This window comes from Cloacibacillus evryensis DSM 19522, assembly GCF_000585335.1.
GTDB lineage: Bacteria > Synergistota > Synergistia > Synergistales > Synergistaceae > Cloacibacillus > Cloacibacillus evryensis.
On record NZ_KK073872.1, the window covers coordinates 1,056,404 to 1,081,157 of the forward strand.

Annotated in this window: 24 protein-coding genes; 11 read left to right on the forward strand and 13 right to left on the reverse strand. The window is 45.8% G+C overall.

Going from position 1 to position 24,754, the window contains the following annotated elements; all coding sequences use genetic code 11:
- The first annotated feature begins 2 nt into the window (after nucleotides 1-2).
- The 6 genes from CLOEV_RS04560 to CLOEV_RS16380 all read left to right on the forward strand — a co-directional run bounded on the left by CLOEV_RS04560 (nucleotide 3) and on the right by CLOEV_RS16380 (nucleotide 7,824).
- Nucleotides 3-2,330 carry a xanthine dehydrogenase family protein molybdopterin-binding subunit gene (locus tag CLOEV_RS04560; RefSeq protein ID WP_034442168.1) on the forward strand — a complete coding sequence of 776 codons (2,328 nt, stop codon included), beginning with the start codon at nucleotides 3-5 and terminating at the stop codon, nucleotides 2,328-2,330.
- On the forward strand, nucleotides 2,308-2,787 hold the full coding sequence (locus tag CLOEV_RS04565) for a TRAP transporter small permease (protein WP_169732193.1): 480 nt from the start codon (nucleotides 2,308-2,310) through the stop codon (nucleotides 2,785-2,787). The genes CLOEV_RS04560 and CLOEV_RS04565 overlap by 23 nt, the downstream gene beginning before the upstream one ends.
- A 12-nt stretch (nucleotides 2,788-2,799) precedes the next feature.
- Complete coding sequence (locus tag CLOEV_RS04570; RefSeq protein ID WP_034442173.1) at nucleotides 2,800-4,107, forward strand: TRAP transporter large permease; 1,308 nt, start codon at nucleotides 2,800-2,802, stop codon at nucleotides 4,105-4,107.
- Nucleotides 4,108-4,145: 38 nt separating this feature from the next.
- On the forward strand, nucleotides 4,146-5,171 hold the full coding sequence (locus CLOEV_RS04575) for a TRAP transporter substrate-binding protein (RefSeq protein ID WP_034442176.1): 1,026 nt from the start codon (nucleotides 4,146-4,148) through the stop codon (nucleotides 5,169-5,171).
- A 69-nt stretch (nucleotides 5,172-5,240) separates the two neighbouring features.
- Nucleotides 5,241-6,467, forward strand: coding sequence for a tRNA-dihydrouridine synthase (locus CLOEV_RS04580; protein ID WP_245591105.1), 1,227 nt, complete (start codon nucleotides 5,241-5,243; stop codon nucleotides 6,465-6,467).
- A gap of 124 nt (nucleotides 6,468-6,591) precedes the next feature.
- The gene (locus tag CLOEV_RS16380; protein WP_169732194.1) at nucleotides 6,592-7,824 is read left to right on the forward strand and encodes an MFS transporter; all 1,233 of its coding nucleotides are present in this window, start codon (nucleotides 6,592-6,594) and stop codon (nucleotides 7,822-7,824) included.
- A gap of 399 nt (nucleotides 7,825-8,223) precedes the next feature.
- Here the strand turns inward: CLOEV_RS16380 and CLOEV_RS04590 are convergent, their stop codons facing one another.
- The 5 genes from CLOEV_RS04590 to CLOEV_RS15820 all read right to left on the reverse strand — a co-directional run bounded on the left by CLOEV_RS04590 (nucleotide 8,224) and on the right by CLOEV_RS15820 (nucleotide 11,875).
- The gene (locus CLOEV_RS04590; RefSeq protein ID WP_156938363.1) at nucleotides 8,224-8,745 is read right to left on the reverse strand and encodes a DUF4276 family protein; all 522 of its coding nucleotides are present in this window, start codon (nucleotides 8,743-8,745) and stop codon (nucleotides 8,224-8,226) included.
- A 51-nt stretch (nucleotides 8,746-8,796) separates the two neighbouring features.
- On the reverse strand, nucleotides 8,797-9,501 hold the full coding sequence (locus CLOEV_RS15805) for an AAA family ATPase (protein WP_084482176.1): 705 nt from the start codon (nucleotides 9,499-9,501) through the stop codon (nucleotides 8,797-8,799).
- Between the two features lie 441 nt (nucleotides 9,502-9,942).
- On the reverse strand, nucleotides 9,943-10,416 hold the full coding sequence (locus tag CLOEV_RS04600; protein WP_245591151.1) for a site-specific integrase: 474 nt from the start codon (nucleotides 10,414-10,416) through the stop codon (nucleotides 9,943-9,945).
- Nucleotides 10,388-11,308 carry a tyrosine-type recombinase/integrase gene (locus CLOEV_RS15815; RefSeq protein ID WP_051484893.1) on the reverse strand — a complete coding sequence of 307 codons (921 nt, stop codon included), beginning with the start codon at nucleotides 11,306-11,308 and terminating at the stop codon, nucleotides 10,388-10,390. The genes CLOEV_RS04600 and CLOEV_RS15815 overlap by 29 nt, the downstream gene beginning before the upstream one ends.
- Nucleotides 11,309-11,875 (reverse strand): helix-turn-helix transcriptional regulator, encoded by a 567-nt coding sequence (locus tag CLOEV_RS15820; protein WP_051484894.1) that lies wholly within the window; start codon nucleotides 11,873-11,875, stop codon nucleotides 11,309-11,311. It lies immediately after the preceding gene.
- 186 nt (nucleotides 11,876-12,061) lie between these two features.
- Here CLOEV_RS15820 and CLOEV_RS04615 point away from each other — a divergent pair, with 186 nt between their 5' ends.
- From CLOEV_RS04615 to CLOEV_RS04625, 3 genes are all read left to right on the forward strand, one after another.
- Complete coding sequence (locus CLOEV_RS04615; RefSeq protein WP_034442187.1) at nucleotides 12,062-13,162, forward strand: ISAs1 family transposase; 1,101 nt, start codon at nucleotides 12,062-12,064, stop codon at nucleotides 13,160-13,162.
- A gap of 20 nt (nucleotides 13,163-13,182) precedes the next feature.
- The gene (locus tag CLOEV_RS04620; RefSeq protein WP_245591106.1) at nucleotides 13,183-13,872 is read left to right on the forward strand and encodes a terminase large subunit domain-containing protein; all 690 of its coding nucleotides are present in this window, start codon (nucleotides 13,183-13,185) and stop codon (nucleotides 13,870-13,872) included.
- Nucleotides 13,873-14,046: 174 nt separating this feature from the next.
- Nucleotides 14,047-14,442 (forward strand): terminase TerL endonuclease subunit, encoded by a 396-nt coding sequence (locus CLOEV_RS04625; protein ID WP_034442190.1) that lies wholly within the window; start codon nucleotides 14,047-14,049, stop codon nucleotides 14,440-14,442.
- Nucleotides 14,443-15,119: 677 nt separating this feature from the next.
- Here CLOEV_RS04625 and CLOEV_RS04630 read toward each other — a convergent pair.
- The 6 genes from CLOEV_RS04630 to CLOEV_RS04655 all read right to left on the reverse strand — a co-directional run bounded on the left by CLOEV_RS04630 (nucleotide 15,120) and on the right by CLOEV_RS04655 (nucleotide 20,965).
- On the reverse strand, nucleotides 15,120-15,866 hold the full coding sequence (locus CLOEV_RS04630; protein ID WP_034442193.1) for an ATP-binding protein: 747 nt from the start codon (nucleotides 15,864-15,866) through the stop codon (nucleotides 15,120-15,122).
- Complete coding sequence (locus tag CLOEV_RS04635; RefSeq protein ID WP_169732195.1) at nucleotides 15,859-16,953, reverse strand: Mu transposase domain-containing protein; 1,095 nt, start codon at nucleotides 16,951-16,953, stop codon at nucleotides 15,859-15,861. The genes CLOEV_RS04630 and CLOEV_RS04635 overlap by 8 nt, the downstream gene beginning before the upstream one ends.
- 63 nt (nucleotides 16,954-17,016) lie before the next feature.
- Nucleotides 17,017-17,787: an IS21-like element helper ATPase IstB gene (gene istB, locus CLOEV_RS04640; RefSeq protein ID WP_034442196.1), complete on the reverse strand. Its 771-nt coding sequence runs from the start codon at nucleotides 17,785-17,787 to the stop codon at nucleotides 17,017-17,019.
- Nucleotides 17,780-19,330, reverse strand: coding sequence for an IS21 family transposase (gene istA, locus CLOEV_RS04645; RefSeq protein ID WP_034442200.1), 1,551 nt, complete (start codon nucleotides 19,328-19,330; stop codon nucleotides 17,780-17,782). The genes istB and istA overlap by 8 nt, the downstream gene beginning before the upstream one ends.
- A 102-nt stretch (nucleotides 19,331-19,432) precedes the next feature.
- Nucleotides 19,433-19,993: a hypothetical protein gene (locus tag CLOEV_RS04650; protein WP_051484896.1), complete on the reverse strand. Its 561-nt coding sequence runs from the start codon at nucleotides 19,991-19,993 to the stop codon at nucleotides 19,433-19,435.
- Nucleotides 19,994-20,278: 285 nt separating this feature from the next.
- On the reverse strand, nucleotides 20,279-20,965 hold the full coding sequence (locus CLOEV_RS04655; protein WP_051484897.1) for an IS30 family transposase: 687 nt from the start codon (nucleotides 20,963-20,965) through the stop codon (nucleotides 20,279-20,281).
- Between the two features lie 41 nt (nucleotides 20,966-21,006).
- Between CLOEV_RS04655 and CLOEV_RS04660 the strand changes: the two genes are divergently transcribed.
- Together CLOEV_RS04660 and CLOEV_RS04665 are read left to right on the forward strand one after the other, a co-directional pair.
- Complete coding sequence (locus CLOEV_RS04660) at nucleotides 21,007-21,411, forward strand: terminase TerL endonuclease subunit (protein ID WP_034442203.1); 405 nt, start codon at nucleotides 21,007-21,009, stop codon at nucleotides 21,409-21,411.
- A gap of 36 nt (nucleotides 21,412-21,447) precedes the next feature.
- Entirely contained in the window at nucleotides 21,448-21,639 is a 192-nt protein-coding gene (locus CLOEV_RS04665; RefSeq protein ID WP_034442206.1) for a phage head completion protein, read from the forward strand.
- 138 nt (nucleotides 21,640-21,777) lie between these two features.
- Here the strand turns inward: CLOEV_RS04665 and CLOEV_RS16385 are convergent, their stop codons facing one another.
- Both CLOEV_RS16385 and CLOEV_RS04670 read right to left on the reverse strand, forming a co-directional pair.
- Complete coding sequence (locus tag CLOEV_RS16385; protein ID WP_084482180.1) at nucleotides 21,778-22,740, reverse strand: restriction endonuclease subunit S; 963 nt, start codon at nucleotides 22,738-22,740, stop codon at nucleotides 21,778-21,780.
- The gene (locus tag CLOEV_RS04670) at nucleotides 22,737-24,551 is read right to left on the reverse strand and encodes an HsdM family class I SAM-dependent methyltransferase (RefSeq protein WP_034442209.1); all 1,815 of its coding nucleotides are present in this window, start codon (nucleotides 24,549-24,551) and stop codon (nucleotides 22,737-22,739) included. Before CLOEV_RS04670 ends, CLOEV_RS16385 begins: the two co-directional genes overlap by 4 nt.
- Nucleotides 24,552-24,754: the final 203 nt, after the last annotated feature.

The window sequence follows — 24,754 nt, forward strand, 5'->3', positions numbered from 1 at the left end:
CAGTGTATTCTGTTATAGGTAAATCACACCCTTTGATTGATGCCGTAGACAAAGTTACAGGCAGACAAATTTTTGGAAGCGACTACAGTGTTGAGGGAATGCTCTTTGGTTCCGTCTTGCGCAGCCCATTCCCGCATGCATACATAAGAGGCATTGATGCCTCCAATGCTAAAGCCGTTAAAGGTGTCAGGGCCGTCGTTACAGGAAAAGATATAGAAATGCCGTACTATTCTGTTGCTGGCGTATCTAAACTTGACGAACAAATACTGGCATTTGATAAGGTTCGCTATGTTGGGGATGAAGTGGCGGTCGTTGCCGCGGACACGTTGGACGCGGCGCAGGAAGCTGCCTCGCGCATAAAAGTTGATTATGAAGAAATGCCGGCGGTGTTTGACACGGAGGAGGCAATGCGGGCTGACGCCCCTATTATTCATGAGCGCTTTGGATCTAATATCGCCAATGTGATGAATGTAAGTCACGGTGATATAGAAATGGCTCTGGGTGAGGCGGCATTGGTCGTAACGGGAGAATTCACTTCCGGCAGGATACACCATGGCTACCTTGAACCCAACGCTGGAGTGGCTTCATGGATTGGGGATAAGATAACCTTCTGGCTGCCTACACAGTCGCCGGTGCTTGCAAGAATGACATACGCGAAGGCGCTTGGAGTAAGGCGCGATCAGGTCAAGGTGGTACAATTACCATTAGGCGGCGGTTTTGGCGGAAAACTTGAATACAAGCTTCACCCTCTTTGCGCATTGCTTTCAAAATTCAGCGGACGTCCGGTGAAAATGGTTAATACGCGCCAAGAGGAGATGACGGCCTCTCTGCCCCGAGTACCGATAAAGCTCCGCATGCAGCTGGCTCTGTCAGCTGAAGGTAAATTCCTTGGCAAAAAAGTGCGCCTTGTTTGTGATAACGGCGCTTATATGAACTATGGCATTGGGATACAACTCAGTGCGACGACACGCAACGATAATTTATACCGCATCGAAAATATTAAGACCGAAAGTTATTTGGTCTACACTAATTCAATGCCAACGGGTGCTTTTCGTGGCTTTGGCTGTCCTCAAAGCCATTTTGCGCAGGAAACGTTGATAGATGAGGCTGCCGTAAAACTCGGTATTGACCCGGCAGGACTTCGTTTGATGAATGCAAGTCAAAAAGATGACATTACGCCGCATAATTGGTGGTTTGGAAGCTGCGGTTTTTCCGACTGTATAAAACAGAGCGTGGAAGCGGCGAAATGGTCTGAAAAGAAGAAAGAATATCAGCTTACTCACAACGATAAATGGAGCAAAGGTATTGGTATTGCCTCATGCCTCCACGTATCTGGCAATAGGACTTTTTTGCCCTTCTTTGATGGATCTTCAGCATTAGTACGCATTAATGAAGAAGGTCGCGTAACCATATTTCCAGGAGAAGTTGATATGGGACAGGGGTGCAAAACTGTCTTTGCGATGATTGCGGCAGAAGAGCTGGGGATACCGGTAGATTGGGTATCTGTCGCGGACATGGATACGGAAACTTGCCCGCATGGAATGGGGACTTTTGGCGACAGAGTCACCACTCTGGGAGGTAATGCGGTGAAGAACGCCGCTATCGACGCAAGGAGGATATTGTTTGAATCGGCGGCTAAGCATCTCCATTCTCAACTGGATCAACTGAGCGTTAAAGAGGGTGTGATTTACAGTTCAAACGGCGAGTTGATAAATTTTGCCGAAGCGTCAGAATTGGCATCCTACGAACAGGCTGGAGCTACCATAATAGGGCATGGCAGTTTTCAGCCGCCCAACGTCAGTATGGTTGACCCCATAACAAAAGTTGGAAACGTTTCCTGCGCCTATCCGTTTGTTACACAGATCGTTGAGCTTGCCGTCAATCGTGAGACTGGCGAAATAAAATTGTTGAATGTGGTCTCTTCACATGATCTGGGGCGGGCGATAAATCCAATGATGGCGGAAGGGCAAGTCCACGGCGCGGTGGCGATGGGATTAGGTTTTGCCCTGTATGAATCTATGATTGAGAAGAATGGAACTGTGGCCAATCAGAGCTTTAAGCACGGCAGTATGCCAAGAATGACCGACATGCCCCCGCTTATTTCACTGTTGATTGAATCGGATGATCCCAATGGCCCTTACGGAGCAAAAGGGCTTGGCGAACCTGCGCTGACATCGATTGCTCCCGCAGTTGCGAATGCTATTTATGACGCTGTCGGCGTCCGCATACGCAGTTTGCCAATTACACCGGAAAAAATGCTGGCAGCGATTCAAGAAAAAATTGATTCAGAAAGGGATGATGATCGTTATGAAGAAATCAATGTTATGTAAGTTTGTTGACAGATTTGAAGAAGCAACATGTTTAATTGCGCTTTCAATGTCGGTTGTGGTTCTCTTTGTCAATGTTGTGTTGCGGTATTGTTTTAGGACTGGTTTTGCTTGGAGCGATGAAGCGGTCAGGTATCTTATCATTTACGTTACCATGATAGGCCTTGGCATGGGAATTCGCAACAACGCCACAATATCTGTCGATCTGCTTCTTCAGATGTCATCAGAGTCATCAAAACGGATATTGCATATCGTCATATTTGCAATTCAAATAATATTTGGTATGGTGATGACTTTTGCTTCCTCGAAGTTGCTGCTTATGAGCTGGAAGATGAATGAACATACTCTTGCCATGGATATTCCGATCATAATTCCATATTCTCCCCTGCTGATCGGGTCGCTGTTGGTGATATATCGTTCCGTTCAAGAGCTCATCTGTGTCTTGAAAAATGAAAAGTAGGAGGATGATACTATGTTAGCATGCCTCATAACAATATTGCTTGCGGCGATGGCGTTAGGCGTACCGATTTTTATTTCCATGTCGCTTTCGACAATTACTGCAATGCTTGCTTTTGGTAACTACGATATAGTCATTGCAATGCAGAGACTCTTTGACGGTATGGATAAATTTTCTCTCATGTCAATGCCATTCTATATTCTTGCCGCAGATATCATGATCGTAGGCGGTCTTTCAAAAAGGATATTGGATTTTGCGGATGTGTTTATTGGGGGATTTCACGGAAGCCTCGCGCTGACGACGGAAGCGAGCAGCATGTTTTTTGGAGCTCTTTCAGGTTCCAGCCCAGCGACTGTTTCCGCTATAGGCACGATGATGTATCCCCAATTGGTGAAAAGCGGGTATGGTCCGAAGTTTTCGACTGGTCTGATTACATCAGCAGGATCGGTTGCAATTCTTATTCCGCCAAGCATTACATTTATCGTTTACGGAGCGGTTACTGGCGTTTCAATCGGAGCTTTGTTTATGGCTGGTTTTGGCGCGGGGCTTGTCTACGGCGCCGGAGTATTACTCTATAGCTATTGGTACGCAAGGAAAAATAACATTCCACTCTCAAAATCTGCTACTTGGGATGAAAAGTGGAAGGCAACGAAGGATGCGTCGTGGGCTTTAGGTGTTCCCATAATCATTATGGGTGGGATAATGAGCGGCATGTTCACACCGACAGAAGCGGCCGGAGTTTCTGTTGTGTATGCGGCTTTTGTAACGTCCGTTATATACAAAGAGCTGACTTTTAAAGGGTTGATCAAAGCTTTGCTGCGCTCAAGCGTTACAATATCGCAGCTTATGATCCTCTTGGGAGCGGCGGCGCTTTTTGGCTGGGCGTTTACAGTTACGTACGTTCCTCAAATGTTTATGGCTCATTTAGTGGAAGTAGTTAATTCTCCGTACGTATTTTTGCTCATATTAAACATAGTGTTTTTAATTTTGGGCATGTTCATTGATGGCAGCGCGGCAATTACTATAATGGCGCCGCTATTTTACAGACCCGCGCTGTCAATGGGAATAGATCCCGTCCATTTAGGTGCTGTAGCCGTATCGAATTTTGCGATAGGTATGTTCACTCCACCGTTTGGCCTGAACTTGTTTGTTTCTAAAACTATATCAGATTTAAAAATGTCTGGGATATATAGTGCTGTTCTACCGTTTATAATCATTAATATAATAACCCTTTTGTTAATAACATATATTCCTGACATAAGTCTGCTTATACCTAAATTGACCGGTTACGTTGGCAGCCAGAGCGTGCTTGGAACGATGTAGGCAAGTATCACAAATAAAACATAGAGAGGAAGATTGTAATGAGAAAGTGTTTTGCGGGAATTATGGCGGCGGTTGCGTTGGCTGGAGTGTTTTTTGCGGGGCAGGCCTCGGCGGATATCAAGATTAAAACAATCAAATATGCAATGACTGTTCCTATGGATGATGTCGGAGGCGTGGGGTTAAAAGTTTTTATTGAACAGATTGATAAGCTTTCGGGAGGTAAGATAAAGGTCCAGACATTTACCGGAGCACAGCTTGGTAGCGTAAAGGCACACTTCGACGCGGCGCAGTCCGGCGGAATGGATATTGTCTATGCCGCAGCTTCCGCTGTCAGCGGAATCGTCCCTGAAATCAATATCACCGACCTTCCATTTTTCCTTCCAGGTAATTACAAGGATAACTGGAAAGTGTTGGATGCCTCTGTATCAAAGGCGATCGGTAAATACTTGAATGAGAGGATGGGGCTGCATTTCCTGGGATTTTCATCGTACGGGTTTAAACAGTTCCATACGACAAATAAGGTCATCCATAATGTTAACGATATGAGTGGTATGAAAATGCGCATACTCCCTTCAAAACTTCTGGTAGCGGAAATGAAGGCCTGGGGTGCCGTTCCTACGCCGATAGATTTCAGTGAGGTCTATACCGCTCTGCAACAGGGGGTTGCCGACGGAGGGGAGAACACCGCCCATGGAACTGAGAGAGTCAAATGGTATGAGGTACAGAAGGGCTTTACTGTAACTTACCATTGTAACTTCCTTGGGCTTCAGGTTGCCAACGAAAAATGGTGGAAGTCGTTGACGGACGAAGAAAAAGAAATCGTCTCTAAGGCAGCGGCTGCGAATATAAAAGCTCAGAGAGATTACCTTGTCGCAGATGAAGAGGCGTGTATCGAGAGACTTGGAAAAAAGGGCCTGAAAATCTATCGACTTAATGACTCGGAGAGAAAGGAATTTATAGACAAATCACGCTCTGTTTGGGATTTGTATAAAGCTCAGGGAGAGACGAGCAAACAGCTTTTTGATGCCGCACAGAAAGATATAAAATCTCTAGCGGGTAAATAAAAGTCATTCGTTATAGTAAAAACAAATTTTTGGGAAATAAAATAAGCCTTAATGGCAAAAGGAGAATGTATGAACATGAAACCAAATATGCAAGTTGAATATTGCGGCGTAAACTTTAAAAACCCCCTTATCGTTGCCTCCGCGACTCCGACGAAGAACGCCGAGTATATGCGGAAATGCTGCGAAGCCGGCGCCGGCGGCTTGATCAGCAAAACTATCAGCCCTGAACCGCTTGCGCAGCAATACAGCAACCCGCGCTTTACGATACTTCACAAGTCTGGGTGGCCAAATATCTATTCAAATTATTCAGCTGAGTTCCTCTGCACTTACAACACTGAAGAATGGTGGCCCCAGATGGTTGAGGCTAAAAAAGTATGCGACGAATACAATACGACGTTGGTAGGCAGCATATCCGGGGTTTCCATCCCGAACTGGCAGGAGCTCGCCAAAAAGATGGAAGATATCGGTGTGCCGATGATAGAACTGAATTTTGGCTGTCCGCACCCCAAGGATCTTGGATATAAGAGCGGCCAGGTACTTGGCAATTCGCCTGATGCTGCCGCGGAAGTTGTAAATGCCGTTGTAAACGCAGTTAAAATCCCAGTGTTTACGAAACTTACGGGAGAAGCTGTCAATATTGTTGAGTCCGCCGGTAAGGTCAAAGCGGCAGGAGCGAGCGGCGTTACAGTAATCAACAGATATTCGTCATTGGATATCGATATAAAAACAGGGCGGCCTATCCTCCATTCTGCGTATGCTGGGGTTGGCGGTCCGTGGATGAGGCCGATCATGCTTAAATGGGTCGCGAAGATCGCTAAGGAACACAATATACCGATCTCAGCGACGAACGGAATTTATACATGGGAGGACTTTGCCAAAGCAATGATGGTTGGCGCAACGACTGTTCAGGTCTGCACCGCGATAATATACGGCGGCAAAAAATTCGGCGTCATTAAGGATATCCTAGATGGTTTTGAAAATTATCTTATCGAAAACAACATTTCCGCCGCAAAGGATATCATTGGCAAAACCCTTCCGCAGATCGTCACATGGGACAAGGTTAACCGTGATATTAGGCCATGCAGTTCCGTCGATCCCGAGAAGTGTAACGGATGCGGACTCTGCCCGAACTGGTGTTTTAAGGACGCAATAACCATGACCGGAGAAGGCGAAGATGCAAAAGCCGTCATTGATAGCAATAAATGCGAAGGATGCGGACTTTGCCCGTCGCTCTGCCCAGAGGATGCTGTCTCTATCAAAGCAGACACACCCATATTCTTGGGTGACTTTAATTAAGCTATCCACCTTTCCCTTATAGTATAGCTTAGAACATGCCTTGCAAGGCGTGTTCTAAGCTATTAAATGGATAGGCTACTCTTTCTGTGTCGTTGAGTGAATGCGTGAGAAAGGAATAGCGTATATGCGAAAAACAAATAGCGATGCTATCAATTATTTTATCTATTGCTTATTGGCCTTCTCATATTTTCTCGCATGTTTTTTACGGACGTCCAGTGGCGTTATCTTGCCCCATGTAGCAGCTTCGATAGTTTTGACACCGTCTGCAATCGGGCTTGTTTCTGGAATGTTTTTTTATGGGTATACGGTAACTCAACCCTTTTGCGGAAAAATGTGCGATGAAAAGGGACCGTTGTTTATTGAAAGTTGTGGATTAGCAATATTTGCCTTTGGATTATTTTTGTTTGCAATCGCGCGATCGACGACATCACTCTGTTTTGCTAGGTTTTTGATTGGAATAGGGGCTGGCCCTACGTTTTGTGGGATAATGGTTTTTCAGGCAAAAGCATTTTCCCCGAGTATTTTTTCAAAATTAATGGGATATACAATAATGCTTGGTCACTTTGGCGGGGTTGTTTCAATTACGCCATTAGGAGTTGCCGTTGATAAATATGGATACCGCGCTATACACAGCACACTTGCCGTTCTTGTGCTGTTAATTGCATGTTCCCTCTATTACTTGCGCAGGAATTTTACGATTAGTTGCGCAAAGGCAGAAAAAGCAAGCGGAGTATTATCGGGGTTTATGATAATTTGCAGATTTTCTCAGCTGAGATCGATTTTGTTTCTCTGGAGCCTGGGGATGCTTTTACAGATGAACCTTATAGGGCTGTGGGGCGTTACTTGGATTGCAAAGTCAGGTAATATCGCTGTAAGCTCAGCAAGGTTCTATATGTCCATGGCGGGCTCGGGCGTTCTGGTTGGAGCGTTTCTTTGCGGTCGCTATGGGAACGACCTAGTGAAGTCGCCGAAATACATCAGGTGGATATGCCTTCTTTTGATTTCAATATTGTTGTCTCTGACTATGTGTATAGATTTTTGCCTGGCTTGGCCGCTACTATTGTCGTTATCCTTATGCCTTGGCGTTATCCTTGGTATGACGAACGTGCTCTGTAATATTTATCTCTACAAGATCGTGGGGCCAGATTTAGTAGGAACAGTTACCGGCGCCAACAATGTGATCCTCTTTTTGGCTGTGTTATTCAGCCAATGGTTCTCCGGGGTATTTATTCAGGAATATGATAATTTAATAGATATAACTTACGTATCATCTTACGCGGCGTTCTTTCTTATTATTTCAATGCTGGGTGTGTTTGCGTTGCATATGTTATGTAAAACATCGTTTAATAATGAATAATAAAATCATACCATAGGAACTGAACAGTAACAAGCCCTAAAGAAAAGAGGCATGATATCGCGATGAAGGCGGAAAACCATAAGAAAGAGGTCTGTCCGTGCGGGAGATAGGTTGAAAACATCTCGCAGGCATCGTTGGTTTTTATGACGTATCCGGGGCATACAAAAGGATACACACAAGTTGCTGAACCGCCATGTACAGAACTATACGTAGAGCAATAGTGTGATGTGGGCAGCCTTTCAATTAATGGGAGGCCTCCTACTCGATCGGGCTTTACAAGCGGAGAAAAAACAAAACCTATAGGCCCCGAGATGCCAGTTGACAGCCATATATTTATAGGCGGGAACATCATGGGCTCAACAAGCCCCAGTAATGTCTCGCCAGCAAGGCGAGATGGTATTATACGTTATCTGTATTTTCCAAACGCCGCACGCCGTTGATGAAAGTATTGAAGCTTGCCGAGCTATTGGCTGACAGATCCATGTGGCAGGCTATGCGCTTGGCTCCTGATATTTGTTGATGTTCGGGGATCAGCCGCCGCAATAGTTCTTTTGGATTGCGAATGTTGTCGGGATAGCGGTATTTGTTTTTATTCGCAAGCGGCGATAAATTTTTACCATACGCCGCGGAAACGGCTTTTAAATCGCCGAAATACCAAGCTTCCAGTTCCTGGCAAGCGATTCTGATCAGCACCTTTCGGTTGTATGGTTTGCATATCTTAGCAAGCTCCTGTTTGAGAAGGCGGCAGTCTTTGTTGTCCTTATCGTGAACGATGACGAAACGCATGTCATCACCGCGCCAGCTCTTTAACTTGTTTTCCACGGATATTCTTAAGTCTCCGCAGCCTTGATGCGGGATCGTGATAAAGCTTGTGTCTTCAGATAATATTTGTGGGAGGATAATGTCAAGCGTCTGTTTCATTGATTCCTCCTCGAGCAAAAAGACGATCCTCCTCGAGCAAAAAGACGATCCTCATCTAGTTTGTTTTTCCTCTGTGGTCAGAGAACCCTTGCGCCAGGCCGCATTGTTCGCGAGCAATCCCTGATTCCAAAGGTATACCAGTTTGTCTCCGCCTTCGTAGAGTTCTTTTACCTGCTCGTCTTCCGAAGTTTTGTATACTTTTGTAAAGCCGTCCTGCTTGACCATATAGTAGAGTTCGTCGATGTCGATTGCGTTCAGAAAATCCGGCGAGTGCGACGAGATGAAAACCTGGCCCCCCGCGTTTGAGTAAAGCCTGAATTCCTCCGCCAGTTCTTTTAATAGCTGTGGATAGAGTTGATTTTCCGGCTCTTTGACGCAGAGAAGGGCATGCGGCTCCGGGTCGCTCAGCAGCACCAGGTAGGTAAACATCTTTATGGTCCCGTCTGATACAAAGCGTGAGGAGAAGGGATTTTTTAATTTACCGTCCTGGAAACGCAGAACGATATATCCGTCGGAAGTTTCCTCGGCCTCGATGCCGGTGACGCCGGGTACGCGCTGTTTCATTTTCGCGAGTATCTCATCAAATTTTTCTCTGTGGTTTTCATAAAGGTATTTTGCGACCAAGGCGAGGTTGTCTCCTGTTTTGGATAACCTCTCGCTGTACCCCGCGTCTTTTCTGTCACGCGCGTCTTCGATATGGAAATCGGAGACGTACCAATCTTCTATCAGCCGGCGCGGGTGGAGACGGCGGTAAATTCTTTAAACTGCCCCAACCCTTTGATTGCCAGGATGTCCGGGGAATCAAGTTTTTGTTTTGAACGTTCCGCGATTTTTACGTCCGGATAGCTTTTTAATTCCCCTGCCGCGGCTGTTCCCTCACCTACGGCGAACTCCAGCACTTTCCAGGGGGCGCCAGTCTGCCCTCTTCTAAAACGCAGAATTTCTTTTTTGACGACGAGAAGTTTTTTCTCCCCCAGGCCGATACTCAATTCGTATGTGATGAGAGGCTCTTTATCAGACTAACATAGTAATATAGTATCCCTTAGAATGTTCGAGAAAAGCCTATTATATCAAGGTATTCCGCAACTTATGATTTAGTATCATCGAGCATAAATAAGCGACTTTTAGTAGGTTTAAGCGACAAACAAGCGACAAAATATAGCCGCTCACAGGCGGTTATCCTTTGTCGCTTTTGCTTTATTCTTCTTGTTTGAACAGCGCCATTTCCACGGCTTGCATTGCTTTAACTTCACTTGCGGCGAAAACGTGGCTGTATGTGTCGAGCGTGGTTTTTGTTGTGCTATGCCCTAACCTGTCCGCTATGACCCTTACCGTTACGTCGGAATTTATCAGTAAACTTGCGTGAGTATGGCGCAGGCTATGCAGGTGTATGTCTGGAAGTCCGGCGGCTTTTACAATGTCCTTTAACTTGCGGTTTAAGTTTATGCCGTTCAGATAGTCCCCGTGCAGGTTTGTAAAGATTATGTCGTCGGGATTTTTCCATAATTCCCGAAGCGAAGCCCGGTATTCCTTTTGACGCTCCCTATGTTCGGCTAACAATTTCAGTATATACGCCGGAAGTACAATTCGCCTTGTGCTGTCGGCGGTTTTTGTTGTCTGCCGTACAAACTGCCCGTTCATTCTAACAAGCGTATGTTGTACAAATAACACGCCCGTTTTGCCGTCCAAGTCGTCCCAATGTAACGCAGTTAATTCCCCCGCACGAATACCCCGTAGCTAAAAACAGGTTAATAATGACTTCAAGCTGAAAGTCGCTTTGTTCGTGGCAAGCTGTCAAAAGGGCTTTTGCCTGTTCTTCATCGAGGAAAGCGGCGGGCGCAGTATCCACTTTTGGCGGCGTTACCAACTTGCAGGGGTTACGGCGCATTATCTCTTTTCGGCAAGCTGCCGTAAATATCGCGGAAAGGTTTAGTTTTATCTTATTCACTGACGCACCTGTCATTCCTTTATTCTCTGTCACATCGTCAAAAACCTTTTCAAGCGTCATGCCGAGGGCGGCGGCTATCTTTTCGGCGGTTTTCTGCCTGCAAGTTTCGCCGCGAAGAATTCTATAAAATGTACCGCGTTCAAGCCCCTTGTCCTTTAGAAATTTCTCTTTGCCGTAGTCGTCAAACAGCGTATTGTCCCGCAATCGGAACGAGCGTTCAAGATTGCCGCTTGTCTGCAATTCGCGGAAAAGGCTGTCGAGCATTTGCGGGGTTATGTCTTTCAGCTTGACCCGCCCTATGCGCGGTATGACATGGTTATATATCCCCTGCATATAGCCTTTAAGAATATTCGGCTTTAAGGTATTCGGGGCGATTGTTTCATAATACCATTGCGCCAATTCTGAAAGCGTCCTATTTTCATCAAGGGCGACAAAACCCCGTATCTTATCTTCCCACTTGACGGCGAATTCTTTTGCGAGTTTTTCCGCTTTCCCGTTTGTCACGCCGTCCGGCGGGCGAAAGGTAGTAGTTTTTTTTTGCTGCTTGCCCGTATCGTCATAACCCATATAGGCGGTTATGGTGAATGTTTCGCCGCGTTTTCGTATGCTTGCCATTTACTCATTCCCCCTCATCTGTTCATAGATAGCCCGCAAATTACGAGCAAAGAATTCAAGTAAAAAACCCTGCATATATTGCGCCGCTTTCCATTCGCAGAATTCTTTCATGTCGTCGGGGGCTTGCTCCTTTTGTCCGTACCAATTCGCCGCCTGTTCCATGGACAAATAGAAATCCTTGTCCCCGAGCAATGTATCAAGCGCGGCGAGCATATAGGGGCTATCTTCAAAATACCCCTCTTTGACTAACTTCATATTCTGGACGGTATTTTCCGAAAGCCCGAGCAATTCACGCACGGGCTTATTTTCTATACGCCGACCTGTCATAAGGAAATCACAGGTAACGCCGAAAAAGTCCGCAATCCTTAAAAGCTGCTCACAATTCGGCAGGCTTTCCCCCGTGCAATAATAAGAAACCGTTTGAGGGCGAACACCTAAATAGTCCGCAAGGGCTTTTTGCGTCGTCTTTTCGCCCGTGTCCGGGTGCGCGTCCATAAAGGCGCGTAATGACGTTGCGAATAGAGCGTTGTACTTATCAATCGGCGGCGTATCGTTTGTTTTCGACATAGGCTTTTCCTCCCAAAATGTCGCTTTACTTGAACATTGCTAAGAAGCGCAAACTAAACTTGATTTATACGCTATCGTTTGCTATAATCTATTATAGACAAACAAAACGCATTAGTCAATGAAAATCGGGTCTTTGACCAGGGCAACAGCATTTACTTTTTACATAGTTAGCGAAAAACTATAGAGATGGAAATAAAAACATTAAAAGAAGAAATCCAGAATATCACGGAACCAAGACGAACAAGCCATGGCAGCATACGCCACAAGCTTGAAGATATCATAATCATCGGGTTATGCGCGACAATATGCGGAGGCGAAGACTATGCCGATATGGAGGAATTGGGTATAGAACGCGAAGAATGGCTGCGTAATTTTCTTGAGCTTCCAAACGGGATCCCCGACAGCGAGACATCCCGTCGTGTCTTTGAACGCTTGAATCCAACAGAACTGTCAAAGAGCCTTTCAAATTGGCTTGATATTGAACGTGAAAAGCGCGCGGTAATAGCCGTTGACGGGAAAACCATACGCGGCAGCGGCAATGCCGGACATATGGCGTATCATGTGGTGAGTGCATTTGTCGCTGAAAATCAAATCACACTTGGTGAAATAACCGTCCCTGAAAAAACAAACGAAATAACTGCGGTACCTGAGCTTCTTGAATTGATAGACGTAAACGGGGCGATCGTGACGGCGGACGCCATGAGCTGCCAGAAGAAAATAGTCGAGAAGATAAGCGACAAAAGAGCTGACTACGTGATAGGGCTGAAAGAAAATCAGCGTGCCCTGCATGATGACGTCGTCCTGTATTTTAAAACATTTGGCAAGGAGTCTGAAGTGATAAAAACGATCGATAAGGGGCATGGCAGGATAGAGAGCCGCGAATATAAGCTGTTTACGGATATATCATGGCTTGAACAGCGCAAAGAGTGGAAAAACCTCATGTCAGTCGGAGCGGTAAAATCAATAGTGTATGAAAAAGAAGAGGAACGGGAATTTACGAGGTACTTTATTACATCTTTGACAGACATAGGCGAGTTTGCCAATGCGGTAAGAAAGCACTGGTCGATAGAAAACCAACTGCACTGGTGTTTAGACGTAATATTCCGCGAGGACGCGTCAAGAGCGAGAAAAGACAAATCCCCGCTCAACATGAACGTATTGCGCAAGCAAGCGCTTGCTCTGTTGAACCAAGCGAAATATGGTCGTTTGAGCAAGAAAAAGATGATGTTCAAGGCTGCTCTTAACCCGGAGGTCTTGCTTGACATCTTATTTGCTGCTAAAAAGTAAATGCTGTTGCCCTGGGCTTTGTGGACGCTGAAACGGGCTTACGGCAATACCGGGAAAGTTTCTTCCTTGTGGGGCGTAAAAACGGCAAATCAACCCTGCTTGCGGGGCTTGCTCTGTATATGCTCACTTCCGACGGCGAGGGCGGCGCGGAGGTTTACAGCACAGCGACCAAATACGCGCAGGCGCGGTTATTGTTTGACGAAGCCCATAACATGATTAAGCAGTCGCCGGAACTGTCGAAGCATTTCAAGAAACGTAAAACCGACCTATATTATTCGCCGTCTATGTCCAAATTCCAGCCGCTGGCGCGGAACTCTGACACGTTGGACGGCTTGAACTGTTCTTTTTGCATTATGGACGAACTGCACGGCGTGAGGGACAGAAACCTATACGAGGTTATGCGCCAATCCCAAGCCGCCCGCCGTCAACCCTTGCTTGTGATGATAACGACCGCCGGAACAGTCCGCGAGTGCATTTTTGACGATATGTATAACCATGCGGCACAAGTCGCCGACGGGGTAATAAAAGACGCTCATTTCCTGCCTATCCTTTATGAACTGGACGACCGCGCGGAATGGACGAACCCGAAAGCATGGGTTAAGGCGAACCCGGCTTTATGCTCCATTAAGAAGCTGGACGACCTGACCGCTAAAGTAGAGAGGGCAAAGCAGAACCGCAACGAACTTTCGGGCGTTCTTTGTAAAGAATAAAACTCAAACTTTTCCAGTTATAGGGACTATGAGAACCTAACATTGTTCTTATGGCTGAAAAATACTAGCTTTTTGAGCTTATATTAATAGTACCTTACATATACTATATTAATTTGCTATAAGGTGTTGCTATTACCAGATCCTAGAGATACGAGTACCTATCATTAGAAAAGTTTGAGATTAAACGTCCGGGAAACGGTAAAAACGGCGTGGCTTTCCTTTGACGATATAAACAACGAGGAAATATTCACCCTTGACGACTTCCGGGGCGCGTACTGTATAGGCGGCGTTGACCTGTCAATCACAACCGACCTAACCGCCGCAAGCCTGTTATTTATGAAGCGCGGGGACGATAAGAAGTACATAACGCAAATGTATTTCCTGCCCGCCGACCGTCTGCAAGAGCGCGTACAGCAAGACAAAATCCCTTATGACAAATGGTTTGAACGGGGGCTATTGCGCCTTTGCGCGGGTAATTCAATCAACTATTCCGACGTTACAGAATGGTTTTCCAAAACCGTCAAGCAATACGACCTTTTCCCAGCGTGGGTTTACTATGAGGCCGATTGAAAAATCAACTGCCCCCCCAAGGTAGTGTAGAAATGCTCCTGCATATTGTCACCTGTTTACAGTAACGGGACAGGTTGTTCCGAGACCTTGCCTCTCCCTGTTTCGGTCACCATAATAGCATCCAATTCGGCTTCCCACAATTCTTGTGGCGTCTTATAGCGGTGTCTCTTGCGGGGCAACGTGTTGATCTCAAACTTTTCCAGTTATAGGGACTACGAGAACTTAATCTTGTGCCTATGGCTGAAAAATACTAGCTTTTTGAGCTTATATTAATAGTACCTTACATATACTATATTAATTTGCTATAAGGTGTTGCTATTACCAGATTCTAGAGATACGAGTACCTATCATTAGAAAAGTTTGAGGTTGATATAACCGGAAATCCTTACCATGTCTCGTTCCGTCAATTGTTCAAAGCTGCTCCCTTTGGAGATAAATCGCCTCACTATACCATTCCAGTTCTCATTCGTCCCACGCTCAAAACTGCTATAAGGATGCGCATAATATATCTCTGTTCGCCCGTTACGCTCCATCTCTTCACTGGAGGCAAACTCGGATGAATATTTCACTCCCATAGGCCCACTGTTCCGCTAGCGACAGGCCCAGCGTTCCGGCAGAGACGGGGCCACCATCTTAATGACGGCAGGCCCATATCTGAGCGAGTATTGTTAGTGAGCCTAATTTTCCACGGACGCCAGGCGCTTCCTCATTGAATCCCCTGCAATGAGCATGCTTTCAGAGTTATGGATAATGCGGTCCAATAGGCTTTCAGAAATAAGCCCGTTGCCTAAGGCTGCCATCCATTCCGACACATCAATTTGCGTGCAAAAAATAGTGGACTTGTGCATGGTATAGCGATACTCAAACAATTCAAAAATGTCTGTGATGTTGTTTGAAGACATGCGGTTTAGCAGCCATTCGTCCAGTATCAGCAGCGAAACTTTACTAAGCCGCTGTATCGTTTTGCTAAAAGAGCCGTCTTCTCTGGCAAGCGCTAGCTCGTCCAGCAGGTTAGGCATTCTGATATACTTGCAGGTGTATCTGTTGCGGCAGGCAGCAGTGCCCAGAGCACAGGCAAGATATGTTTTTCCAACGCCGGTTGCGCCCATGATTATGATGTTCCGGCCGTGGAGCAGATAACCGCATTCCACAAGCTCATTGATCTTTCGTTTCTCTAATCCACGATCTTCAGAATAGTCGATCTCAAGCGCAGAAGCGCTCGGATAGCAAAAAGAAGCTTCTCTGATATGAACGCAGGCCGTATTGTCCTTTCTGCGATGCCACTCCCGATCTATAAGCACTTCGATCTGCTGGTCAAATGTCAGCTCTGTGAAACCTTTACTTTCACTCCTCTCACGTATGTCAGCCGCCAAAGAAGTAAGATGCATATCGCGCAGCTGATTGAGTGTGATCTGGCTAATCATTGTTTCTGCCTCCGTAATAAGCAGATCCGCGCCTGAATCCTATTACAGAAGAATTATCATCATTCTCGGCAAACCGGATGTTTATATCCTCCTGCAATGTGTTTCTGCTGCTCAACGCAAGTTTTATTGACTTCAAGCTGGGTGTGGACTGAAGCTCAAGTATGCGTGCACATGCCTTTTCAAGCGCCGCCGCGCCGTATTTTTTATCCAAAGAAAGCAGCCCTGCGCAGAATCTATCCCCTATGACACGGCTTCCATTCTTTTTGAGTATCTTATCAATGACGGTAAGCGTAGAGGGGCCGTGTTCTGTTCCCCAAGCAAGGTACTTATCCGCATCCCATTCCAGCATTCTGCGATGCGCCTCCGGCATGTGTGACTGGTCGGTAACATAACTCCCTTTTACTTCAGAACGAGGATGAGCAGCTATGCGCTCGCCATGAAAAAAACATTCGATAAGGTTGCTAGCTGTCCTTATCTGTACTTTTTTTGAGGCATAAGAGCATGGCACACTGTAATATGTTCCATCTATATTGACGTGATAACTGTAAGGTACGGTCTGCTCTTTATAGTGCGCGATGACGAATTCATGCTCGGGAAGCGCTGTCATCATACTCCTTTCTTCAGTCTCATAAACGGACTTTCTCGAGCTTTCTTTCTTTTGGAACGGCTTGTTGTTGAATCCTTCGAGGCGTTCCCTGACTGCATTGTTGAGCTCGTTCAGAGAATAAAATTCCTTATCTCTGAGCGCCGCTATGATATGGGTTGTAAGGAGCCCTACTGTGCATTCCACAGAAGACTTGTCTCTGGGTTTAAGCACTCTGGCCGGCGATACAAAACAACCGTAGTATTCAGCAAGCTCACGGTACGACTGATTGATCTCCGGCTCATACCTGTCTGGCTTTTTTACTCCGGTTTTAAGATTGTCAGGACGCAGCAGGCGCGTGGTTCCCTGAAAGTAGCGGAACGCATTGATATGCGCATTTTGCCACGAATCCTGTTTCTGATCATTGGTTGCTTCAGCGTAGCAATAACCTGAAAAGGGCAGGTGGATATTACGCTCCAAAGAGCCCACCATTCCGCAGGTCATGAAATTCTGTTCCGTAGCAAACGAGCCCACCGTAACGACGGCGAGCCCATTCATTGAGATGCGTTATTTCATTTCGACCGTACTGGCTTGAATAGACTTCAATCCTTTTTTCTTCCTCATTGAGTCGCCGTGAAGCACGATTTTATACGAACAATGAATGATCCTGTCCATTAAACTTTCGGCCATCAACGAATTGCCGAGCGCAGCCAGCCATTCCGAGGTCTCTATCTGACTGCAGAATATGGTCGAGCGCTGTTCTGTGCTGCGGCACTCCATTATTTCAAAGATGTCTTCAAGTCCTCCATGGCTGATCCGGGTTATAAGCCATTCGTCCAGGATAAGGAGCCGGGGTTTTCTGTATTGCTGTATAATTTGGCGTACAGAGCCATCGGTCCTCGCCATCGCAAGCTGATCCAGCAGTTCCGGCGTTCGGGTGTAACGGCAGGAATAGCGGTTGCGGCAGGCCGCCGTTCCCAGCGCGCATGCGAGATAACTTTTCCCCACTCCGGTGGCTCCCATGATCATGATGTTGTGTCCGTTTTCAATATAAGAACAGGCCGCAAGTTCGTTTATCTGCTTTTTTACCAGTCCGCGCTCCTGTGCATAGTCTATCTCAAGCACTGAAGCGCTGTTGTAGCAGAACTGCCCCTCCCTTATAAGGTCTGTAATGCGCTTGCTGCGCCTCCTATGCCACTCTCTGTCCACAATGACGGTTATCTGCTCGTCGAAGCTGAGTTCGCAGAAAGAAGCGTCGGCCTGTCGCTCCTTGATGTCGCCGGCGAGGAAACTGAGGTGCATATCATGCAGCTGGTTTATCGTCTGCTGGCTAATCATCGCTCTTGCCTCCGTAGTAGCCTGCGCCGCGTCTGAAACCTGTAACGGAAGGCCCATCATTCTGTGTCGAATCATCATCAGCGTTTCTTTTCGCGGTAACAGCGCTGAGCGCGAGCTTCATAGATTTCAGGCTCGGGGCGGAAGAAAGGGCGAGAAGCGCCCTGCAGGCGTTCTCTATATCCTGCGCGGCATAATTTTTACTCAGCGATACCAGCCCCATACAGAATTTGTAGCCCGGCAGGCTATGTCCGTTCCTGGTAAGTATCTTCTGTATCACGGAGAGAGTGCCGCCGCCTATCTCCGCGCCCCATTCAAGAAACTTGTCGTTGTTCCAGGCGTAGAGCTGTCTATGCGCCTCAGGCATATGAGAACTGTCCGTGACATACCGTTCAGCTCCCCGATTGCGTATATGACAGGCGACCCGCTCTCCGTCGCAGAATACCTCTATCATAGAAGAGGTGCTCCTTACCGTTACTTTTCTTCTGATACACTCATAGGGCACACTGTAGTATTTCCCGCCCTCTGCCTGAATATGATAATTTGCCGGAACGACGGCATCCTTGTAATGGGCTATCTGATAACAGAATTCAGGCAGCGGACTCAGATACCGGCTCTCCTGAACGGAGAACAGGAGGCTGCGTGAGCCCTCTTTCTTTTGAAAGGGCCTGTCGTTGAATTGTCTGAATCTGAGACAGATGTCCTTGTTAAGTTCTTTTAATGAATGATAGTCAACGTTTCTGACGGCGGCTATGATATGAGTGGTGAGCATTCCGACCGTTCCCTCGACGGTGGGCTTGTCTTTTGGTTTGCGTACTTTTGCGGGAGAGACAAAAGCACCGTAGTGCTCAGCGAGTTCTCTGTAAGCGCTGTTGATTTCAGGGTCATACTTATCTGACCTGACGACCCCGGTCTTTAAGTTGTCCGGCCTGAGAATCTTAGCCGTTCCTCCGAAGAAAGCATACGCATGGATATGCGCTGTGAGCCATGAATCCAGCTTCTCGTCCGCGAATGCCTCGGCATAGCAATAACCTGAAAATGGCAGGCAGGCTGTGAAGAGAGACGCTTTTATTTCTTTCCCGGCAACGGCATCTCGAAGCAGAATCTTTGTGCCGGCCCAGTCGACCTCCATGACCTCGGCAGGCTTATGGGCGATATGCATAGACGTGCTGTTCGCTGCCGCATATTCCTTATAATTCTTGCTGAACTGTGAATACATATACGGGATATCGCCGCTTTCCTGACATGCCGCGCAATACTCGTTCCATAACAGAGCAAGCGTGACGCCTGATCTGGCAAGCTCCTTATGTATATAGGCGTAATCCGGTTCTTTCTGGATACGCGGCAGTATGGCCTGCGGATAGATCATCCTTGCAAGCGAATTGTCCGAGAGCTCTTTGATCTTGTTAAAATCCAGCTCCAGCTCTGCGGCTCTTGCAAGGATCCGCTTGACAGTGCTGTGGGCGCAGCGGCAGCTGGCGGCAATATCCCGCTGGCTCAGCCCGCCTTCGAAGTGAAGGCGAAGTATCTCTCTGTACATGGTCATATTAATGACCTCCCTTGTGTTATTTACGCAGTACGCGTATTGCGCAAGGGTACCAGAAATACCTCTGGGCTCGCCGCCGTGACGCTGGGCTCGTTTGCATAATTACACTGGGCTCATGCGAAGGATTTTAGGTGCGCTTTGAGGAGCGGAATACTCACGCAGGCAGGCCACAAAAAGATTGGCATTTCGCTCTTCTCCGCCCGGGCCATTCCTGTATGCCATTTTCGTACCAGCCCAATCTACCTCCATGACTTCACCTGGTTTATGAGTGAGGTGGAAGGTAAGTTTGTTTTGCACGGCATATTGCCTATATCTGTTGCAGAATTGGGTGTACATATAGTGAGGAAGCGCAGCTGCAGCACATTTATCGCAATATTCATTCCACAGCAACATAAGGGTGACGCCGGATTTGGCGAGTTCTCTGTGTACGTATTCATAATCTGGCTCTAACTGCCTGCCTCTTTTGGGAACTTTTGGATATATAAGAAGTCCTATTGCAATGTCTGACTTTTCCCGAATTATTTCAAAGTTGATTCCTCTTTCTCTGGCGCTGTTTAAGACTCTCTTCACTGTGGTATATGAACATTTGCAGCTGGCAGCAATCTCCCTTCCACTCATTTTACCCTCTTCTGCAAGGCGCAGAATCTCACGATACATGGTCATTTTGATGACCTCCTTGAATTTATTCGCCGAATGATTACGGCGCCTGTATCAAGGATACGTCTGCTGTCTGGGGCTGTCATTGTCGTGAGGGTGGGCCTGTCTGCGTTGACGCCATGGGCCTGCCAGCGCCGGAACAAGTGTTAACGGTGGAGTGAAATATTCACTCGGACCCATTGTCGAACGTGATGCTTTTGAATATTTTGCTAAAAGAGTCTCCGTAGTCTCTCTCCAATCTGTCCAATACTTCTACGATCCTGCTGCTCTCTTTGTCTCCTACACAAAACATCATGCCATTCCTATCTTGCGTTCAACCAACGTCAGGATATGTCCACTCTGCTCTTTTCCTACAATACCGTCTCCTTCCCAATGACCGAATTCTTTGCGCTCCTGAATATGCTTTGGCCGTTCGTATATACTACGTCCCAATACCTTTTTACGCTCTCTCCTTAAACTCTTTGGCTTACGGCGTACCTTCAGCGGTAAGTCGATATTCCTGGTTCGCACTATCCTATCTTCGATCCAGTTATAAAATGTCTTTGTCGTAAACGTATGCCTGAACAACCGATTCTCTTTCGCATAACCGACAGCCGCGTCCACAGACCATTTCTCTCTCGAACGAATCTTTGACTCCACGAATTCCACCATATCAGTGCATTGGATGACTTTGTTTTTTGCTCCGCACCTCTTACGATTTTCTTCGTACCTCTTTTGTCCCACTTCGGCCAGATAGATGGTGTATGAAATACGCTCTGACCAGTCCACTTTCTTGCTATAGCTGGGATTTTGCTTCACCTGCGTGACAGTTCCTCGTTTGATCTCGCGCTTGATCGTACTTTTATCCCGCTTTAGAAGCAGGGCTATTTGGCCTATGCTTAAACCTTCTTTGTAAAAACGTTCGATCGTATCTCGTTCACAGCGGTTGATATGAGGTGTTGCTTTCCGCTCTTTTGTGGTATCTTCTTGATGGCTCATTGGAAGTCCTCCTGGCATCTGTTGGTTTGGCGACAAACATTATGCAGGATTTTCTTCCTTTGAGCTATTTCTTTCTTCTACTCCACTGGGGGCAGTTGATTTTTCAATCGGCCGGGGTTTACTATGACAGTTATTCGGCACGGTATTTTGTAGAGGAAATGACGCTGCAAGGCTTTAACATGGTTAGGTGCATACAAGGGGCGAAAACCCTGTCCCTGCCTATGCAAATGTTAGGCGCGGACTTACAGGCGCACAGGGTTATTTACAATAACAACCCTATCTTGAAATGGTGCTTGACGAATACGGGCATACAGACCGACCGCAACGGGAACATAGTACCCATAAAGAACCAATCGCCCCGACAACGGATTGACGGAGCGGCGGCGTTACTGGATTGTTACGTCGGATTGTATGAGCATTACAACGAATATACAAGCGCGATATGACTATCCAAGTTTGGATTGAGTAAAGGGGGAATTGCTTTGAAACTGAAAGATAAGAAAATAGAGATATTAGCGGTAACGATGATTAAAGACCCGGAGGGCTTTCCGACGCAGGTTTTAGCCCCTATCGCGCCGCCGCTATGGGCGTACTTCCGGCAGCTATCGGGGAAAGAGGTTTACGCCGCTATGTCCGTACAGGCTGTCGAAGAAGTCCAATTCGTGATTAACTAGCGGGACGACATAACCACGCGGCATATTGTCCGCTTTCGCGGCGTGGACTATGATATTACCCGCATTGACACATTCGAGGGGTATAAGCAGGATTTAACGCTTTATGCGAAGCGGCGGACGTAAATATTGCTTACGCCCTTATAGTTTATCACCATAAGGCAATGATTTAATATAATTCTCCATATAGCTCCAGTCCGGAACACCCTTCCTTTTGTCGGTTTTTTTGACTGGCAATTTTAGGACTGTTTGCTCTAATCGTGTATTATTTACTATACGACCGTATGAATAGCGGGGAATTTCAAGCCAACAAAGCGTAGTAATAAATAACCCAATATATTTATTCATAGTAAAGCCTTTTGCAGTTAAGCAAGTTACATTGTTCGACGGTACAAATTTTGAAGGTTGATAAAATGTTCTAAAAACTGAACCTTGCCCCGTGTTCGCTACTGTTAGACAATTTCCGTTGTTCACATATTCGCTTTCGCAGGAAATGTAATTGCTAACGCCGTTATTTTGGGTATAAGCTGTAACCAATGGAATATCGCCGCTTTCGCAATCTGTAACACTACCCATCTTCCCGCGGGCAGTATTAAACAGTCGGGTTATCGGGAATTCTTCCCAAGTCGACTTATCAAGCGGTAATGCGTTTTCAGTTGTGTTTTTTGTCGTAACAGGATTTACAGGCGTAGAGTTTACCCAAGACGGAATAATATCGGGTAATTGAATATCTTTCAAAGTCTTGTTTGCTTGTCTGCCATAATTATAACGGTATGCGTTAGCTTTAATGCACATACAGTAAAATAGTTTTTCTTGTATAGTCATAGACTTTTTAGGTGTTAAAACATATAAGTCCCGTCCGCTGTAATAGGGTTTTGTTTGCACAAATGTTTCTAATACACTACCGCCGCCCGCACAAGATAAAGTCCCTGCTTTTTGCGGTATAACGCCGTCAATTTTCTTTACCACAGCAACAACGCCGTTATTACTTGCAGTACGCGAAACAAAATTAACACCGTTTATATCGTCGGCGGTTGTTCCCTCACAATTCAGCAATTCGAGGTTTACCCCATATTCTACACTAAATAAATCTATAACTTTCATAGTTGTTCACCATTTTTCAAGACATAGGCTAAATAATCTCTTACTACCCTTTCAAAATCGCCTTGTGTCAATGTAGAATAGTTTGTGCTCATATACGCTTCTGCTAACCATTCATCGTTAGCTGTAACTTTTTGGCATACAGAAAGCCCCGGTTCTGCCTTTCTTTCTCTGTATAAATCAAGCCAATTTGCTTCAATGTTTGCCCAAACGCCCAAGCCCTTGTCGTCAGTCTTTTCTATTCTGCCGAGATTTTTTCTCTTTACAAAGCCATCGTCGCGAAAATACCCAAAAAAAGTGCTTGTGGGAGCGTTTTCGTGCCTTGTTCCAAGAGTAAAAACCATACAACAGGCGTTAGCATTTGCACCGGGGTGAAACATATCAGACGGAAAAGAAAAAACCGCATCAAGAGTATGCTCTTCAAGCATTTTTGTTTTATATAGCTTAATGTCTGCGTCTGTGCCAATAGCGCATTGCATAGGCAATAAAACGGCAAGTCGCCCAATCTTGACCTTTTCGGCAATTTTATAAACGTAATGAAAGCCTTTTGATGGGTCTTCTTTAATTTTGCTATTCCAAGTCTTAACATACGTTTCATCGCTATGCTTTCTTTGCGCGTTATAAGGCGGGTTCATTAAGACAACATTAACTCCCGCATCAACATAGTTGTCAACCCTGAAACAGCTTCCTTGAACAATGTTAGAGTTGCCGTCGCTATGTATTAACATATTTGTAGTGGCAAGCCCGAAAGCCGTTTCTTCATACTCTATTCCGTAAATATGTTTCTTTCTGACGCGTTCTTTTTCGTCCTCCGTATCGCAGTCCGCTAACGCTTCTGTCATAGCGCGTACTAAGAAAGCTCCACTACCACAGCACGGGTCTAATATAACGGAGTTACGATTAACACCGACAACCTTACACATAAAATGAACTATGTGGTCTGGCGTAAAGGCTTGATTTTTATCGGCTTTTCCAACGTATTTATTGAAAGTCGTAAAGAATAGGTTTAATAAATCCTGTCCCTTTGTTGTCCTGTCGTTAATGAATGGTAAAATTTTATCTTTTATTTCTTGCAAAACGTGCGAAAATTGCTCCTTTGTTAAGTCGGTAACATCTTGAGAATCAATTACTTTGCTTTTCAAAATAACCAATTTAGCGGCTTTATTTAAGTCTTTCGCTTTATCAAGCAGGGCATTTAGAATTTCCTCTATACCCGCGCGAATTTGTTTAGTGCTTAATCCCTCATATTTTAAGCCATTTTTTAACGCTAAAAGACAAGTACCCACAAACTGACTACGGATTTTTTCGTTTATTCCGTAGCCGTGTAGTAATTCGTTAAGTGCGTAGGTGTTTTCAACAATAGTCCTTTTGTCATTCTTTGCGCCGAAAAACACATCTACATAGTCTGTAAAAGGACGGATAACACGTTCGCTTTTATTTTCATGTTCGTCGTCAATAATGCCGCTGTCGTCAAGCCACACACGAATTTCGTCGGTTTGAGTTGCTGCCAAGATAGCAATAACTTTATTATCCGTTAGTTGTTTTTCATAGATAACATACTGTTGTAACTGCTCAATGTCCTTTGTGGCATTACCCTTGATAAGTTTCGTCTTTGTTTCGATAAGCACAGTTACTCTATCGTTAGCAAAGCGCAAGTCTAAGTTTTTGTATCGGCGTAAAGCACCCGAAGCAAGGAAATTCAAATAATCCTTGCCAATCTCTTTTAGAGCCTTTTCATAGCTGAATTCGCTGTTTTCTATATTGTCGACGAGAAAGTCCCTGCCGACAGTCGTAATAATATCTGCACGTTTCATTATGAAATTCTCCTTACAGCGTGACTTGTTGCTAAGCAAGTATTATTGCGCATACACAAAAAGCGCACAACAATACATTTGATATTATAATATAAACTCAAACAAAACGCAATCCCCTTAAGAAAAATATTTTTGCGTTTTAACGCCCCGACTTTTACAGTAAATTCGAGTCAAACATATCCAATTCCTTGCAATGACTCATT

Bases quoted from the DNA above. Each gene is read 5' to 3' on its own strand.
- CLOEV_RS04565 (WP_169732193.1), top strand. From the start codon at position 2,308: ATGAAGAAATCAATGTTATGTAAGTTTGTTGACAGATTTGAAGAAGCA.
- CLOEV_RS04570 (WP_034442173.1), top strand. From the start codon at position 2,800: ATGTTAGCATGCCTCATAACAATATTGCTTGCGGCGATGGCGTTAGGC.
- CLOEV_RS04575 (WP_034442176.1), top strand. From the start codon at position 4,146: ATGAGAAAGTGTTTTGCGGGAATTATGGCGGCGGTTGCGTTGGCTGGA.
- CLOEV_RS04580 (WP_245591105.1), top strand. From the start codon at position 5,241: ATGAACATGAAACCAAATATGCAAGTTGAATATTGCGGCGTAAACTTT.
- CLOEV_RS16380 (WP_169732194.1), top strand. From the start codon at position 6,592: ATGCGAAAAACAAATAGCGATGCTATCAATTATTTTATCTATTGCTTA.
- CLOEV_RS04590 (WP_156938363.1), bottom strand. From the start codon at position 8,745: ATGAAACAGACGCTTGACATTATCCTCCCACAAATATTATCTGAAGAC.
- CLOEV_RS15815 (WP_051484893.1), bottom strand. From the start codon at position 11,308: ATGGCAAGCATACGAAAACGCGGCGAAACATTCACCATAACCGCCTAT.
- CLOEV_RS15820 (WP_051484894.1), bottom strand. From the start codon at position 11,875: ATGTCGAAAACAAACGATACGCCGCCGATTGATAAGTACAACGCTCTA.
- CLOEV_RS04615 (WP_034442187.1), top strand. From the start codon at position 12,062: ATGGAAATAAAAACATTAAAAGAAGAAATCCAGAATATCACGGAACCA.
- CLOEV_RS04630 (WP_034442193.1), bottom strand. From the start codon at position 15,866: ATGATTAGCCAGATCACACTCAATCAGCTGCGCGATATGCATCTTACT.
- CLOEV_RS04635 (WP_169732195.1), bottom strand. From the start codon at position 16,953: ATGACCTGCGGAATGGTGGGCTCTTTGGAGCGTAATATCCACCTGCCC.
- istB (WP_034442196.1), bottom strand. From the start codon at position 17,787: ATGATTAGCCAGCAGACGATAAACCAGCTGCATGATATGCACCTCAGT.
- istA (WP_034442200.1), bottom strand. From the start codon at position 19,330: ATGACCATGTACAGAGAGATACTTCGCCTTCACTTCGAAGGCGGGCTG.
- CLOEV_RS04650 (WP_051484896.1), bottom strand. From the start codon at position 19,993: ATGACCATGTATCGTGAGATTCTGCGCCTTGCAGAAGAGGGTAAAATG.
- CLOEV_RS04655 (WP_051484897.1), bottom strand. From the start codon at position 20,965: ATGAGCCATCAAGAAGATACCACAAAAGAGCGGAAAGCAACACCTCAT.
- CLOEV_RS04660 (WP_034442203.1), top strand. From the start codon at position 21,007: ATGCAGGATTTTCTTCCTTTGAGCTATTTCTTTCTTCTACTCCACTGG.
- CLOEV_RS16385 (WP_084482180.1), bottom strand. From the start codon at position 22,740: ATGAAAGTTATAGATTTATTTAGTGTAGAATATGGGGTAAACCTCGAA.
- CLOEV_RS04670 (WP_034442209.1), bottom strand. From the start codon at position 24,551: ATGAAACGTGCAGATATTATTACGACTGTCGGCAGGGACTTTCTCGTC.